This window comes from Lacticaseibacillus styriensis (genome assembly GCF_030770295.1).
GTDB classification, from domain to species: Bacteria; Bacillota; Bacilli; order Lactobacillales; family Lactobacillaceae; genus Lacticaseibacillus; species Lacticaseibacillus casei.
On record NZ_CP132483.1, the window covers coordinates 313,374 to 328,291 of the forward strand.

Sequence of the window (14,918 nt, forward strand, 5' to 3'; positions counted from 1 at the left end):
GGGAATTTTTGATGGCAAGTTTTGTTGGTGTTACCAAATGTCCGGTTGGCATTGCCCACACCTATATGGCAGCCGAAAAGCTGCAAAAAACCGGGCAGGCTGACGGCTATAAAGTTAAAGTTGAAACGCAAGGTGCGTCAGGCACTGAAGATAACTTAACCGCTGATGAGATTAAAGCTGCTGATTTTGTTGTTTTGGCCATTGATGTAGCCATTGATGGCATGGAACGGTTTGTCGGCAAGCGCGTTGTCTTTTCAACGACGGCGGAGGCGATTAAGGATCCGCAAAAGATGGTTGATGAAGGTAAGCATGCCGATGTTTATACTGGTGAAAAACAGCACACTGCTGAAAATGAAGCCGATGCTGAATCCGAGGACACGGCCCATGAGCAGAGTCCCGTAATTAAACAGTTATTAAACGGGGTTTCCCACATGATTCCGTTTGTCGTAATTGGCGGGTTATTCATTGCCTTGTCCATCGCATTGGGTGGCCATGCGACCGCTAAAGGGATGGTGGTTGCCCCGAATACAATTTGGTCAACGATGAATCAAATCGGCAACATTGGCTTTAGCTTGATGATTCCGATTCTGGCAGGCTTTATTGCGTACGCGATTGCTGGACGCGCAGCCTTAGCACCAGCGATGGTTGGCGCGATGGTCTCTAACACCCCAGCCATCTTAGGCACCAAAGCAGGAACCGGTTTTCTAGGCGCTATTCTGGTTGGTTATGCTGCTGGTTATTTAACCAAGTGGATGAACTCCTGGCCGATTCCCAAGAGTCTGCGGGCCGTGATGCCGATTTTCGTCATCCCGCTGCTCGGCACTGCAATTATCAGTGCGGCCTTTGTCTATCTGCTGGGTAGTCCGATTTCCTGGTTGATGACGGCACTGCAAAACCTGTTGACGTTCTTGTCCAAGAGTCCGTCCACGAGCGTTGTCTTAGGGCTTGTTTTAGGTGCGATGGTTTCGATTGATATGGGCGGTCCGATCAACAAGGTTGCCTTCCTTTTCGGGGTCGCGTCCATTACTGCGGGCACGCCTGAGATTATGGGTGCCGTTGCCTGTGCCATTGCTGTACCGCCGTTGTCATCCGGGATTGCGACGTTGTTCAAGTCGGAATTAACCAGTGACGAAGAAAAGACGGCTGGTGTATCGGCCATTTTGATGGGTCTGATCGGCATTACTGAAGGCGCGATTCCGTTAGCAACCGCGCATCCTAAGCAAGTCTTCCCGGGCATTATTATCGGTTCCGGGGTGGCTAGTGCTGTGGGGATGGTCTTCCACATTACCGATGCCGTGCCGCATGGCGGACCGATTGTCGGCGTACTGGGTGCGACGAACAACTTAGGCTTATTCTTCCTGTCAATTTTAATCGGGGTCATCGTCTCGACCGCCATTATCGTGTTCCTCAAGCAGCGCGCCGTTGCCCATCAAAAGAGCATGGCATCTGCTGAATAACGCAAATCAGCCCGCTGCGCATCTCTTGCGTAGCGGGCTGTCAGTGTTTTCCAACACCAAGGATCATCATAGTGGTTAATTGTGATGAAACGTTGAATCAATTAACGAGTTTGGTTAACTTTAAAAATTCATAATGCGGTATTTTGATGAAGGGGAGCATCCGATATCGGGTGATTGGCCTAGAGCAATCGTGTATAATGGGAGTCGATAGCAGGAAAAAGCAGTCATGACACAGCCAACTGCTGGTCAACGCGACTAAAAGGAAGTGGATCTTTTGACAGAACCATTATTTTTGAAACCATACTTCAATCCCAAAATTTGGGGTGGGCGTAAACTTAAAACAGAATACGGTTTTGATATTCCGGACGGCAAAATCGGTGAAGCTTGGATTATCTCAGGGCATCCGCATGGACCGGCGACGATCGAAAATGGACCGCTCAAAGGCAAAACCTTGCGTGAAGCCTGGCATGAAGACCCGGCTTATTTCGGACCGCAGCATAGCCAGGAATTTCCACTGTTGGTGAAAATTCTGGATGCCGAAGCGAGCCTGAGTGTGCAGGTGCACCCAGACGACGCATACGCCGCTGCCCATGAGGCCAAGGGCGAGCTGGGTAAAACCGAATGCTGGTATATTTTGCAAGCTGATCCGGGATCTTACTTGATTTACGGTCATCATGCCAAGACGCGCGAACAACTGAAGGACATGATCGAGGCCGGCGACTGGGAGCATCTGTTGCGCAAATATCCGGTGAAAACCGGTGACTTTGTTTATGTGCCAAGCGGGACAATCCATGCACTTAACAAGGGGATTGTCGCTTTGGAAACTCAGCAGAGTTCGGATACGACATATCGGCTGTATGATTACGACCGGACCGATGATCAAGGCCATAAACGTGAGCTGCACATCAAGCAAAGCCTTGACGTGACCACCGTGCCGTTCCACGATCCGAAACTGGACATTACCAAACAGCAAGTACCAGGCGGCCAAATCACGACTTTTGTCAAACCACCATTGTCACCACATTTTGCCGTTTATCGCTTGGATATTGACGGTACAATGCCGTTTACTCAGCAAGCACCTTATACCAATGTCACTGTTCTCGAAGGCGAAGGCACCTTCACGGCAGATGGCCAGGATTATCCGATCAAAACCGGTGACAGCTTCCTGATTCCTAACCAAATCAAGGCATGGCAGTTCACTGGCAAACTGGCCATTGTCACATCGACACCGGGTGCGGATGCATAATGGCTAGCGTTGACGGTACTGACCTGCCAAATAAACTCGGTCAAACGCAAGCAGTTCTGGAAAATCTCTGGAGCTGTTTTTTTGATGACTTTAAAACTTTAACACCCAAAAAATTAGCCAAAAATGAGAACGCTTTCGTATTGATTTTTTTATATCAAACAGTTGGTTAAGCCAGTGAAAATCTGAATATTTGCGTCTGTGGTATCTTTTCGTGACAAGAACGTGTGACTGGTATGGACCACGACAAATCAAAAAGGCAGATTCGCCAGATTAGAATTAGATCGTTTCCGTTGACAATCAGAAGTGCAAGCGCATACACTACTAAGTGGTTGGTACCACGTGGAGGTGAGGATATGGAAAAGGTTCCGTTGACTAAACAGCTGGTAGATCAGCTGGAGACATTTATCAAAGAAAAACTTCAGCCCAATGACAAGTTGCCGTCCGAGCGGGATCTTAGCGAACTGTACCATGTCAGCCGAAACACCGTTCGGTCAGCGTTGAACGAATTGTTCCTGCGCGGCTTCATTTATCGCAGTACCGGTAAAGGGACGTTTGTGGCGGAACGGTTTGACGAACGAACGGATGTCAGTGGCTCATACAGTTTTACCAAACAGATGCTAGCCATGAATCGTCAACCCGTGACCAAGATTCAGCGGCTAGAAAAAATCGCGGTACCGGCAAATATTGCCAAGCGGATGCGCATCGATCCCGGGACGCCGGTTTATGTATTGGATCGGCTCCGGATTGCGGACAAACTACCGATGATGATCGAACGCAGTTACTTACCGGCGTTAACCGTGCCGGATCTTGAAAAAGACGCCTTGGAAAGGTCACCGTTGTATGACTGGCTGGAAGAGCACTACGGCATCCATATTGCCTCGGTTGACGAAGCGTTCTTTGCCGGCTTGGTTTCACCGGAAGACGCCAAGTTGCTCCGGGTTGCGCCGGCATCGGCGTGCTTGAACATTCGGCGGACGACTTTTGCAGACACTGGCGAGATCGTTGAGTATACCTTGAGCGTGGCGCGGGCTGATCAATTTGTTTATCACGTTCATCATGTTAATCACTAGGAGGATGGATAATTTGTTTGAAAAGACAACTGAAGAATTAACCAAATTAGGGGCACAGATTACGACCGCTGAGATCAAACAGCAGCCGGAGCTGTGGCAAGAAGCGTTTGATAATTACACCCGTGACAAAGAAAAGATTACTGCTTTTTTGAAACAAGTAACGGATGCCGCTAATGGCAAGCAGGTTCGGGTTATTTTCACCGGTGCCGGGAGCTCCCAGTATGTCGGCGACACGGTAACCCCGTACTTGCGGGCACATGGCGATCGCAGCAAGTTTGTGTTTGAATCAATCGGTTCGACCGACATCGTGTCAGCACCTTACGATTTTCTAGAAGCTGACACACCAACGATTCTGGTTTCCTTTGCTCGTAGCGGCAACTCGCCTGAAAGCCTGAAGACAGTCGAATTAGCGGAACAAGTGGTGCATAACCTCTATCAAATCAGCATTACCTGTGCGCCTGAAGGTCAGTTGGCTAAGAAATCCGCCAGCGAAGACAAGACGCTGCTGCTGTTGCAACCGGCTGGCTCTAACGACAAAGGCTTTGCGATGACCGGCAGCTTCTCCTGCATGACATTGAGCGCATTACTGGTATTCGATACCGCTAGTGATGCGGACAAACAACAGTGGGTCAAGGCGATTGCTACGATGGGCCAGGAAGTCGTTGATCGCGAAGCTGAAGTTCAAAACGTCATCAATCGCGATTTCGAACGCATCGTTTATCTGGGCTCCGGCAGTCTCGGTGGATTAACTCGGGAAACGCGCCTGAAGGTTTTGGAACTGACGGCTGGTCAATACGCCACGATGTTTGACACGTCAATGGGCTTCCGTCACGGTCCTAAGAGCTTTGTGAACGACAAGACCTTGCTGTTCGATTTCGTCAGCAACAATGCCTATACCCGGCAATATGACATTGATGTGCTTGAAGAAGTCAAAGGCGACAATATTGCTCCTTCAGTGATGGCAGTTGGCACCAAGCAAGACCAGAACTTCTCAGGCGACGGCTTCTATTTTGAAAATGGCCTAAAAGATCTTCCTGAAGGTTACCAGGCTTTGCCGGACGTGATGTTTGCCCAGACCTTGGCACTTTTGGCTTCCATTAAGGTTGGCAACTTACCTGACACCCCATCACCGACCGGAACCGTTAATCGGGTGGTCAAAGGGGTTATCCTCCACGACTATTCAGGTCAGGAATAAGGTTGGCGTTGTCATGGTGCAAGCCAGCAAGAAAATCGTGTCGGTTGGCACTGCTTAAACTGGGAGGCAAATGTTCATGAGTTATTACATTCACGCCGCAAAGTTTTTCCTTAAACATGCGACTGAAATTGGCGGCTATCTGGAAATTACCGATGACGGAGAATTCGGCGAGTATCTGCCGGAAAATGCCAAGCCGGATGGCGACATCGTGGAACAACCCGGTAAGCTGATCGCGCCGGGGCTGGTCGATACGCACATTCACGGCCTTTTGGGTCATGATGTGATGGACAATGACTGGGACGGCATTGAGACAATGAGCCAGAACTTGGTGAAAGCCGGCGTCACCAGCTGGCTGCCGACGACTTTAACCGGTTCGTTCGATCAACTGAACGACGTCTGCAAAACCATCGCCGCACATGCTGGAGAAGAAACCGGCGCCAAGATCCAAGGCATCTATTTTGAAGGCCCGTACTTCACCACCAAACACAAGGGTGCGCAGAATCCTAAGTATTTTAAGAACCCAAGCGAAAAAGAATACGATGCTTGGCAAACGTCTGCCAATGGCCTCTTGAAAAAGATTGCCATTGCACCGGAACGTGACGGTGCCGCTGCCTTTACGCGGTACGCGACTGCTGATGGCACTGTGGTCGCGCTTGGCCACAGCGATGCCACGTTTGAACAGGCAAAGGCATGCGTTGATGCTGGTGCGACGGTCTTCACCCACACATTCAATGGCATGAGCCCGCTGAATCATCGGGAACCCGGCATGGTCGGTGCCGCGATGTACCTGCAAGGCGTTGACGACGAGTTGATCTGTGACGGCCACCATGTGCGACCGGAAGTAGCCACTACGTTAATCCGCCTAAAAGGTGCGGAACACATCGCACTGATCACCGATTGTATGCGGGCTGGCATGATGCCGGATGGCGATTATGTCTTAGGCGAATTCCCGGTTTATGTCAAAGACGGCATGGCGCGGTTGAAAGATGGCGATAGTTTAGCCGGTTCCGTGTTGGAATTAAAAGATGCATTGACAAATTTGCTGACATGGAATGCGGCGACACCGGAAGCGATCATTCGGATGGCGACCCAAACGCCGGCTGCTTCATGCAACATTGACGGTCAGTGCGGCAGCATTTTACCAGGCCGAGCTGCTGATTATCTGGTGATGGATACCGATTTAACGTTACAGGCAACGTATTTAGACGGTAAACTGGCTTATCAGGCCGAAGCATGAGAGCTTATGTGACACAAAACCTGTGAAAATCGGGATTAATGTGTGAAACTGAAGAGTGTTAGCAGGACAGCTGTTATGAGTGAAAGGGGGCCAGGCCTTCATGACGACTTTTTCGATCGAGCATGATTTTATGTTGGATGGCAAGCCGTTCAAGATCTTATCTGGCGCAATTCATTATTTTCGGGTTCATCCAGACGATTGGTATCACAGTTTGTATAACCTGAAAGCACTGGGCTTTAACACGGTTGAAACGTATGTGCCGTGGAACTTGCATGAGTATCGCGAAGGCGAGTTTGATTTCAGCGGCATCCTCGATATTGAACATTTCCTGGATGTGGCTGAAGATCTTGGCCTGTACGCGATTGTGCGTCCGTCACCGTATATTTGTGCCGAATGGGAATTTGGTGGGTTCCCGGCATGGCTGTTGACCAAGTCCATGCGGTTGCGCACCGATGATCCAAATTATCTGCAAGCGATTGATCGTTATTATGCAGCGTTAATGCCGCATCTGGTTAATCATCAAGTCACCCATGGCGGCAACGTCCTGATGATGCAGGTGGAAAATGAGTATGGTTCATACGGTGAAGACCACGATTACCTGGCGGTGCTTGCCGAATTGATGAAGAAACATGGTGTCGATGTGCCGCTGTTCACCTCAGATGGACCGTGGCCAGCAACGTTAAATGCCGGCAGTATGATCAACGATGGTATTCTGGCAACCGGCAACTTTGGCTCGGCAGCCGACAAGAACTTTGATCGATTGGCTGCGTTTCATCAGGCGCATGGTCAGGATTGGCCGCTCATGTGTATGGAATTTTGGGATGGCTGGTTCAACCGCTGGGGCGAACCGATCATTCGCCGCGATCCTGACGAAACGGCCGAGAATTTACGAGCGGTTATTGAGCGCGGCAGTGTCAATCTCTACATGTTTCATGGTGGTACCAATTTCGGGTTCATGAATGGCACGTCTGCACGTAAGGATCACGATTTGCCTCAGGTGACCTCCTACGATTATGACGCGCCACTCAATGAACAAGGCAATCCCACGCCGAAGTATTTTGCCATTCAAAAAATGCTTCATGAGGTCTTACCGGACGTTCAGCAAGCCGAGCCACTGGTCAAGCAGACTATGGCACCGGCTGAGCATCCGCTGATGGCCAAGGTTTCGTTGTTTGCGGTGCTTGATCAGCTTGCTAAGCCGGTCGCAGCCGCCTATCCGCAAACCCAAGAGTTCTTGGGTCAGTATACCGGCTATACCTTGTATCGCGCGCAGCCGTTGATTAGTGGCACCGATAAAGGGACGCCGGCCAAATTGCGGGTGATTGATGCCCGCGATCGGGTTCAAGCTTATTTGGATCAGCACTGGTTGGCGACCCAATATCAGGAAGCCATTGGCGATGACATTTTGTTGCCACAGGTTGAGGGCCATCACCAGCTTGATTTGCTGGTCGAAAACATGAGCCGGGTTAACTACGGTGCCAAAATCGAGGCCATTACCCAGCTCAAAGGCATTCGCACCGGTGTCATGGTTGACCTGCATTTCATCAAGGGTTATCAGCAGTACCCGCTGGACTTGAATCAGGCGCCAAAACTGGACTTTTCAAAAGACTGGCAGCCTGAAACGCCGGCGTTTTACAAATACACGTTTGATCTGACAGAGCCGCACGATACTTATCTGGATTGTCGCGGATTCGGTAAAGGAGTGATGCTGGTTAATGGTGTCAATGTCGGCAGGTTCTGGGAGAAGGGACCCACGTTGTCACTGTATGTGCCAGCGGGACTCCTGCATGCCGGGCAAAATGAGGTCATCGTGTTTGAAACCGAAGGCCGCTACGCCGAAAGCTTGAAAATGGCTGACCACCCGATATTTGAAGAACCGGATGAAGAGGAGGAGTAAAAAAATGGCTATTATTGCAGCACGTATTGATGGTCGCTTGGTCCATGGCCAGGTTGCCAACCTTTGGACCACCAAACTAGGTGCGACCCGAATTATCGTTGTCGATGAGGCAGCATCCAAGAGTGACATCGATAAAAGTGGGTTGCGGATGGCAACCCCGGAAACAGTTCGGTTGTCAGTTCTGGATGTTAAGACAGCAGCTAACCACATTTTGAATCACAAATATGATTCTCAGCGGGTTTTCATTGTCGCAAAGCGGCCGGAAACATTTTTGGCCTTAGTCGAAGCTGGCGTGCCGATTAAAGAATTGAACGTCGGCAATATGTCTCAGACGGATCAGACTCGGTCCATTACCAAGTCAATCAATGTGGTTGATGATGACGTTGAGACCTTCAAGAAGCTGGATGCCGCTGGTGTTCACTTGATTGCACAAATGGTTCCGGGGGATCCCGCAGCAGATTTCATGACGCTGCTCAAAAAAGGATAGGGGGAGTCAACAATGATTGCATGGTGGCAAATAGCACTTTTAACATTATATGCAGGTTATCAAATCCTTGATGAACTGCAAATTTATTCAGCCATGAGTTCACCGGTTTTTGCCGGGTTAGTATCAGGTTTAGTCATGGGCGACATGAAAGCCGGTTTGATGATCGGTGCGTCCGTTCAGTTGATGGTTTTAGGGGTCGGCACATTTGGTGGTGCATCTAAAATCGATGCCAACTCCGGGACGATCCTGGCAACGGCTTTCTCCGTTAGTTCAGGGATGAAGCCGGCTGCAGCGGTTGCTGCGATTGCAGTTCCGGTTGCAAGTATCATGATTCAGACCGATATCTTAGCTCGTTTTGCCAACACCTTCTTTGCACATCGGATTGATAAGATGGTTGACGAATATAACTACAAGGGTATCGAACGTTACTTCCTTGCCGGTGCACTTCCATGGGCACTGTCACGGATGATTCCGGTTGGTTTGGCGCTTTCCTTTGGTGGCGGCTTTGTTACCAACGTGGCACATGTCTTGAACACAAGTTGGAAATGGTTAGGCGACGGGCTCACGACTGCCGGCGCGGTTCTACCAGCTGTCGGGTTTGCGATCCTGCTTCACTACCTGCCAGTTAAGAAGCACTTTGCTTATCTGTTCCTTGGGTTTACCTTCACGATGCTTTTCACAACGCTGTTTGGCAGTGTCCAGATGCTGGGTACGGCGATGACTGAAGTTACCAAGAAATTCACGGCAAACTTCAATGGCCTGTCCATGTTAGCGATGGCGTTCATTGCCTTTGCCTTTGCTGCGATTGCTTACCAGCAGTCAACAGCACTGCACGATAGCACTGGCGGCGGTAGCGGTGAAAGCGGTTCTGCACCGAAGAAGAATACCAATGAAGAGGGGGAAATCACCGATGATGAACTCTAATAAACCCACTTACAAATTAACGGATAAAGATTTCCGGCAAATTAATCGGCGTAGCTTGTTCGGCTTCCAGTTGGGTTGGAACTACGAACGAATGCAGGCATCAGGTTACTTGTACACGATCCTGCCACAACTGCGGAAGATTTATGGTGATGGCACACCTGAACTGAAGAAAATGATGAAGACGCACACGCAGTTCTTCAACACGTCTAACTTCTTCAACACCATCATCACCGGGATTGACTTGTCAGTCGAAGAAAAAGAAGGTATCGCCGGCGAAGAAACTGTCGTTGGTATGAAAACCGGGTTAATGGGTTCCTTCGCTTCCATTGGGGATTCAATCTTTGCTGCTTTGATTCCTGCCATTTTCGGGGCCATTGCGGCTAACATGGCGCAAGAAGGTAACCCAGTTGGGGTGTTCATCTGGATCGCAGCCCAAGTTGCCATTATGGTCTTCCGGTGGAAACAGTTGCGGATTGCGTATAACGAAGGGGTTTCCTTAGTTACCACCATGTCGCATCGTCTGGCGGCTTTGACCAACGCCGCAACGATCATGGGGGTCTTCATGGTTGGCGCGTTGGTTGCAACCATGATTAACGTTAAGTTCGCCTTTGCACCAAAGATTGGTAATGTGCCATTGGATTTCCAGAAGTATTCGGATATGATTATTCCTAAGCTGTTACCAGCCTTGATCGTGGGTGCCATCTACTGGCTGCTTGGTCGTAAGCACATGACCTCAACCCGGGCAATCTTCATCGTATTGTTCGTATCCATTGCACTATCCGCCTTGGGTGTCATTGCAAAAGGCTAATCAAGTACGCTAAAGTTTTAGTTGTAAGCATGAGCTGCTCCAGCCATATCTGATTGCAGGTATCATTAAACAGTCATGCGATTTTAAATCATCATGAACCGCGGTCGGTTGGACCGGCGCATGTTAAAGGAGTTTTACGAGATGAGCAAATTAGTTTTAATCAGTCATGGTCAGTTATGTGAGGAACTCAAAAAGAGTGCCGAAATGATCATGGGACCACAAAATGATATCGCGACAGTTGCATTGCTGCCGAACGAAGGACCTGAAGATTTTCAAGCCAAGTTCAAGGCCGCAATCGAAGGCGCCGATGATGTTACCGTGCTAGCCGATCTCAAAGGCGGCACCCCCAACAATGTCGCTGCCCGGGTGTTGGCAGAAGGCGGCAACTTCGACCTTTATGCCGGCATGAACCTGCCAATGGTCATCAGCTACTTGAATGCCCAGATGCTGGACATGAAGCCTGATCTGCTAGGTGACGGTAAAGCTGGCGTGGTTTATATCAACGATATCGTGAAGCACTAGTCAGTTTTGAATGACTGAGGAGAGCCTGTGTCCGATTGGATGCGGGCTTTTTTCATGTCTCGTTTATCAAAAATGAAGTTCACGATGCTATGGGCAGCTATGAGCTATTCGAATATGATCTTGCCCGCGAGTTGAATATTCATCCCCGAAAAGACGATAAAAAGTGACCACGAGCAGCACCCGCATGCCGCGATGCAGAATTGGCGGTATGCGGGTGTTGTTTTTGCGAGTATGATGGACGAAATGACACGATTGAGTTGACCTTATTGAAGGCATCACATTTTTTTGAAAAATTTAAGGTAGAATGCTTTTGTAATCTTTTCAATAACAGTACAATGGAGAAAGTCACTTTTAAAATGAAAGCAGGTATCTGAATGGATGACAAACTAAAGATCATTGAATTGCTCAAGCGCCAGGTGACAGCTAAAACAGCTGAATTAACGACCGAGAATATTCAGAAAACAACTCAAGACATTCAAGATTTGCTCAAAATCCTCAATGATGTCGCTGCAATCGATTTCGTTGCAACGCCGTCTGAGACACCTACTAAGCAAGAACTGGCAACAACTTCTGAAGAAGCAACCATTGAATCACCCGCTCCAAAGCCGAGCGTCACCACGCAAGTAGAAAAACACGAGCAGGTGCTGCAACAGCCTAAAGTCAGCAGCGAGCCTGAAGTGCCGTTGTTGTCAGAACACTGGCTGAATAATCACAAGTCGTATATTGGCCGGTTCCATTTGGATTTGAATGGTGGCCATGTCGGGTCCATTAAAGTCTCTGAAAGTAAGCTACATAAAATGTCGAACCCACCGGAAAACGGCGACTGGGTGCGAGCAGATGAATATAAAGATGGTGATTCAGTGAATTATAAAATGACGACACTGAAGCGCGATCCGTTGCCGACCGATATTGTGCGGCTGAAGTTTCTACCTGCCGTCTTCCGCCAAGATGTGAAGCGCTGGTACATTGAATTTAAGTCACCGGAGCATGAAACCACACAACAATTGCTTTTGGGCGATTATGATGTGATGCTATTTAAGCTGAAGCCGGGCGACTACATCGACTATGCCTATCGCCGCGGTCAGGAAATTGATGGCAAAATCATTTGGCGTTACACGAATTCAGCCGCAGTTGCGACGCGCATGAAGCAAAGGTTTGCCAAAGCAACCGATACGGAGTCCAATCATGAGACGGCTGCGAGTCGCCAAACGCAATACAAAGCTACGGTCAATAAACCGGCCAAACGGAAGCAACGCGCACTACAACAGGTATTTGCCAACAAGCAGCTGTTGTTAGTCTGCATCGAAAACTCTGGCATGCCGCGTAAAGTTAAGCGCAACGTGGAAGAACGCGGCGGCAAGCTGATTTTATCACCGCGCTCGGATTCCAACGCCATGTTAAAGAAAAAAGTGCAAAAAGCCGATGTGGTTATTGTGCCGACTGATTTTGTCGACCATGGCCAGATGTTTGCGGCCAAAGATGAGGCAAAACGCATCGGCAAGCCGATCTGGATGGCTAAGAACACCAATGAGCGTAACATGCTTCAATGGTACAAGCGCCATTTTCCTAATGAAGCTAAGGCGCCAGCGATGGATTATGAAGCATAGTTAGCTTTGTTTTCTGAATGATGGCGAGTGCTCAGCATCATTAATCAAAAGTGTAAAAAATGGATCCTAGCGAGACGTAATTTAGTCTGCTAGGATCCATTTTTTGTCATTATTCTGGGTTTCGGACAATTTTACAGGAGCCTTCTTCCATTGCTGGCCATTCAGCATAGGTAGCGATGATGCGATCCAGTGCCTCCTTGAGCAATGGGCGCGGCATGCCGATGTTGAGGCGGACAAAGCCTTCGCCATCAGCGACAAAATAGCTGCCGACAACGCAGGATAAGTCAGCTGCGGTGAAGAACTGTTTCATGCTGGTCTCGTCAGGGAAAAGTCGATGCGTGTCGATCCAAGCTAGAAAACCAGATTCGGCTGGCATCACCTTCATCTCGGAAATCGCGGCGAGGCGCGTTTTTAAATAGTCAAAGTTGGCGGCGACATATGCGACCATCTCATCTAACCAATTATCGCAGTCTGTGTACGCGGCGATGAGCGCCGGAACGGCAAAACTGTTGGGTGAGGTGATCGAGTTGGCGCTGAATTGTTGACTGAGCCGATCACGGATCGCCGCATCGGGGATGACCACGTAGGATGTCTTCAGGCCGCCTAAATTAAAGGCTTTATTGGGTGATAAGCAGAGAATGCTTTGCGACTGAATAGCCGGATCTGCCTGCCAAATGCTGGTAAAGTTGACGCCGGGATAAACAATATCGCGGTGAATTTCATCGCTGACTAGTAAGACGTGATATTGCCGGCACAGCTCAGCGACTTTTGCCAATTCCGCTGCTGTCCAGACGCGTCCGGAGGGATTTTGGGGGCTGCAGAGAATGAACAGCTTGACGTCAGGGCGTTGCATTTTGGCCGCAATATCGGCGAAGTCAAAAAAGTAGCGGCCTTCCTTAATCACCAACGGACTGGTCACGAGCTGGCGGTGGTTGTTTTGAACGGCTTCGGCGAAAGGATCGTAGGCAGGGGTGTTGATTAAAACTGCCTCACCGGGGGTCGTAAAGGCTTGGACAAGATAGTGCAGTGTCGGAACGGTGCCATAGCTCAGCTTGATCCAGTCTTTTTCAAGCTTCAGCCCGAATCGACGGGCATTCCAAGCGATGACGGCCGCGTAAAAAGCTTCAGGAACATAGGTATAGCTATAATCTGGCACTGCTGCCCGCACCATCATAGCCTGATGAATCGGCGGAGCGACCGGAAAGTCTAAATCAGCCAGATCCATGGGAATCGCATCAGGCGTTAGGCCGAACTTTTCAGCGAGCACTTGATCGGCCCACTTGCGCGCGTTGCCGGCTTTGCGGTCGAAAAGGGTGTCAAGCTGGCTCATTTTCCACCACCTCCAGTTGAGTTAAATGGCGCGGTGTTTGGTTCAAAACGCGGGCACCGGTTGCGGTGATCATCACATCGTCTTCGATTCGTACGCCGCCAATGCCAGGCAGATAGGCGCCTGGTTCGACCGTCACGATCATGCCAGGCTGCAGGATCGTCTGGCTGCGCGGGTTGAGAATCGGCTGATCGCCGCCAAGACCCAGCCCGTGGCCGAGGCCATGGGTGAAGCAGTCGCCATAACCGGCAGCGGTCAAAACGCCGCGCGCGATTGCGTCAACTTCGCGTCCCTGCATCCCCGGCTTGATGGCGGCAATCGCGGTTTGCTGAGCGGTGAGAACGGCTTCGTGCACCGCAGCCAGTTCAGGAGCAGGCGAGCCGATGGCAAGTGTCCGCGTCATATCTGATTGGTAGTCATCGAAAACCACTCCGAAGTCAACCGTGACCAGTTCGTTTTCCTGTAGACGCCGAGCAGTCGGACGACCATGCGGAAACGCTCCCCGCGGGCCGCTGGCGACGATCGGGTCAAACGCCATCGCAGACGCCCCTGCTTCCAACGTGTAAAAATGTAGCCAAGCACTGAGGATTTGTTCACTGACCCCCGGCCGAATATGCGGGAGAAGTTGCGCGAAAATGGTGTCCGTGACCGAACAAGCAGCCGTTACCGCAGCGATTTCCGCTTCATCTTTGACCGCCCGTTGCCGCGCCACGAGATCATCGGCAAGGGTGGTGGCCAATTTCTGGGACGCTAATGCTTGATACTCCGCGATTGAAAAGCCGCTGCTGACCAGACCGATGCGCTGGCTACCTTGCGTTTTTAAACAGTCAATCAACTGGGGCAAATAACTGCCTTGAGGGACTTCGACATTCGTAAATCCTTGGGTATCGGCGGCTTCAGTACGGTAACGGCCGTCGTGAAGCTGCAGTGCCTGCGTTGGTGTGACGATCACATACACGCCACTGCCCGGTAATGCACCGACATAGCGTTTGCTCGGCCGATCATGCAGCAGCAAAGCGTCTAATGCTTCGGCTTCCAAAGCTTCTTGTAACTTGGTTAAGTGGTTCATTCTTTTCCTCTCATTCCATACATGCCTTTGGAAAAAGGGTGCACATCAATCAAGCGGCACCCTTAGCAACAT

At 50.1% G+C, this 14,918-nt stretch carries 13 protein-coding genes; 11 read left to right on the top strand and 2 right to left on the bottom strand.

The annotated features are described in order from the left end of the window. The first annotated feature begins 11 nt into the window (after positions 1–11). The 11 genes from LACSTY_RS01435 (at position 12) to LACSTY_RS01485 (ending at position 12,450) form a co-directional block, all read left to right on the top strand. Entirely contained in the window at positions 12–1,457 is a 1,446-nt protein-coding gene (locus tag LACSTY_RS01435; RefSeq protein WP_087911425.1) for a PTS fructose transporter subunit IIC, read from the top strand. Positions 1,458–1,731: 274 nt separating this feature from the next. After that, on the top strand, positions 1,732–2,703 hold the full coding sequence (gene manA / locus LACSTY_RS01440) for a mannose-6-phosphate isomerase, class I (protein ID WP_162494849.1): 972 nt from the start codon (positions 1,732–1,734) through the stop codon (positions 2,701–2,703). A 353-nt stretch (positions 2,704–3,056) separates the two neighbouring features. Next, positions 3,057–3,773 carry a GntR family transcriptional regulator gene (locus LACSTY_RS01445; protein WP_025013257.1) on the top strand — a complete coding sequence of 239 codons (717 nt, stop codon included), beginning with the start codon at positions 3,057–3,059 and terminating at the stop codon, positions 3,771–3,773. A 13-nt stretch (positions 3,774–3,786) separates the two neighbouring features. Further along, positions 3,787–4,968, top strand: a complete 1,182-nt coding sequence (locus tag LACSTY_RS01450) for an SIS domain-containing protein (RefSeq protein WP_087913213.1) — start codon at positions 3,787–3,789, stop codon at positions 4,966–4,968. 76 nt (positions 4,969–5,044) lie between these two features. Then, complete coding sequence (nagA, locus tag LACSTY_RS01455; RefSeq protein WP_087911427.1) at positions 5,045–6,205, top strand: N-acetylglucosamine-6-phosphate deacetylase; 1,161 nt, start codon at positions 5,045–5,047, stop codon at positions 6,203–6,205. A 100-nt stretch (positions 6,206–6,305) separates the two neighbouring features. Continuing rightward, entirely contained in the window at positions 6,306–8,102 is a 1,797-nt protein-coding gene (locus tag LACSTY_RS01460) for a glycoside hydrolase family 35 protein (protein WP_087911428.1), read from the top strand. Positions 8,103–8,106: 4 nt separating this feature from the next. Then, the gene (locus LACSTY_RS01465; RefSeq protein WP_010492740.1) at positions 8,107–8,589 is read left to right on the top strand and encodes a PTS sugar transporter subunit IIB; all 483 of its coding nucleotides are present in this window, start codon (positions 8,107–8,109) and stop codon (positions 8,587–8,589) included. A 12-nt stretch (positions 8,590–8,601) separates the two neighbouring features. Further along, the gene (locus LACSTY_RS01470; protein ID WP_047107722.1) at positions 8,602–9,513 is read left to right on the top strand and encodes a PTS mannose/fructose/sorbose/N-acetylgalactosamine transporter subunit IIC; all 912 of its coding nucleotides are present in this window, start codon (positions 8,602–8,604) and stop codon (positions 9,511–9,513) included. Continuing rightward, positions 9,500–10,321 carry a PTS system mannose/fructose/sorbose family transporter subunit IID gene (locus LACSTY_RS01475; protein ID WP_010492745.1) on the top strand — a complete coding sequence of 274 codons (822 nt, stop codon included), beginning with the start codon at positions 9,500–9,502 and terminating at the stop codon, positions 10,319–10,321. The genes LACSTY_RS01470 and LACSTY_RS01475 overlap by 14 nt, the downstream gene beginning before the upstream one ends. A gap of 141 nt (positions 10,322–10,462) precedes the next feature. Next, entirely contained in the window at positions 10,463–10,843 is a 381-nt protein-coding gene (locus tag LACSTY_RS01480; RefSeq protein ID WP_087911429.1) for a PTS sugar transporter subunit IIA, read from the top strand. Between the two features lie 374 nt (positions 10,844–11,217). After that, the gene (locus tag LACSTY_RS01485) at positions 11,218–12,450 is read left to right on the top strand and encodes a DUF2325 domain-containing protein (protein WP_087911430.1); all 1,233 of its coding nucleotides are present in this window, start codon (positions 11,218–11,220) and stop codon (positions 12,448–12,450) included. A gap of 109 nt (positions 12,451–12,559) precedes the next feature. On the opposite strand, the gene LACSTY_RS01490 is transcribed toward LACSTY_RS01485, so the two are convergent. Next, complete coding sequence (locus tag LACSTY_RS01490) at positions 12,560–13,780, bottom strand: MalY/PatB family protein (protein WP_087911431.1); 1,221 nt, start codon at positions 13,778–13,780, stop codon at positions 12,560–12,562. Further along, positions 13,767–14,846: a M24 family metallopeptidase gene (locus LACSTY_RS01495; protein ID WP_087911432.1), complete on the bottom strand. Its 1,080-nt coding sequence runs from the start codon at positions 14,844–14,846 to the stop codon at positions 13,767–13,769. The genes LACSTY_RS01490 and LACSTY_RS01495 overlap by 14 nt, the downstream gene beginning before the upstream one ends. Positions 14,847–14,918 lie beyond the last annotated feature (72 nt).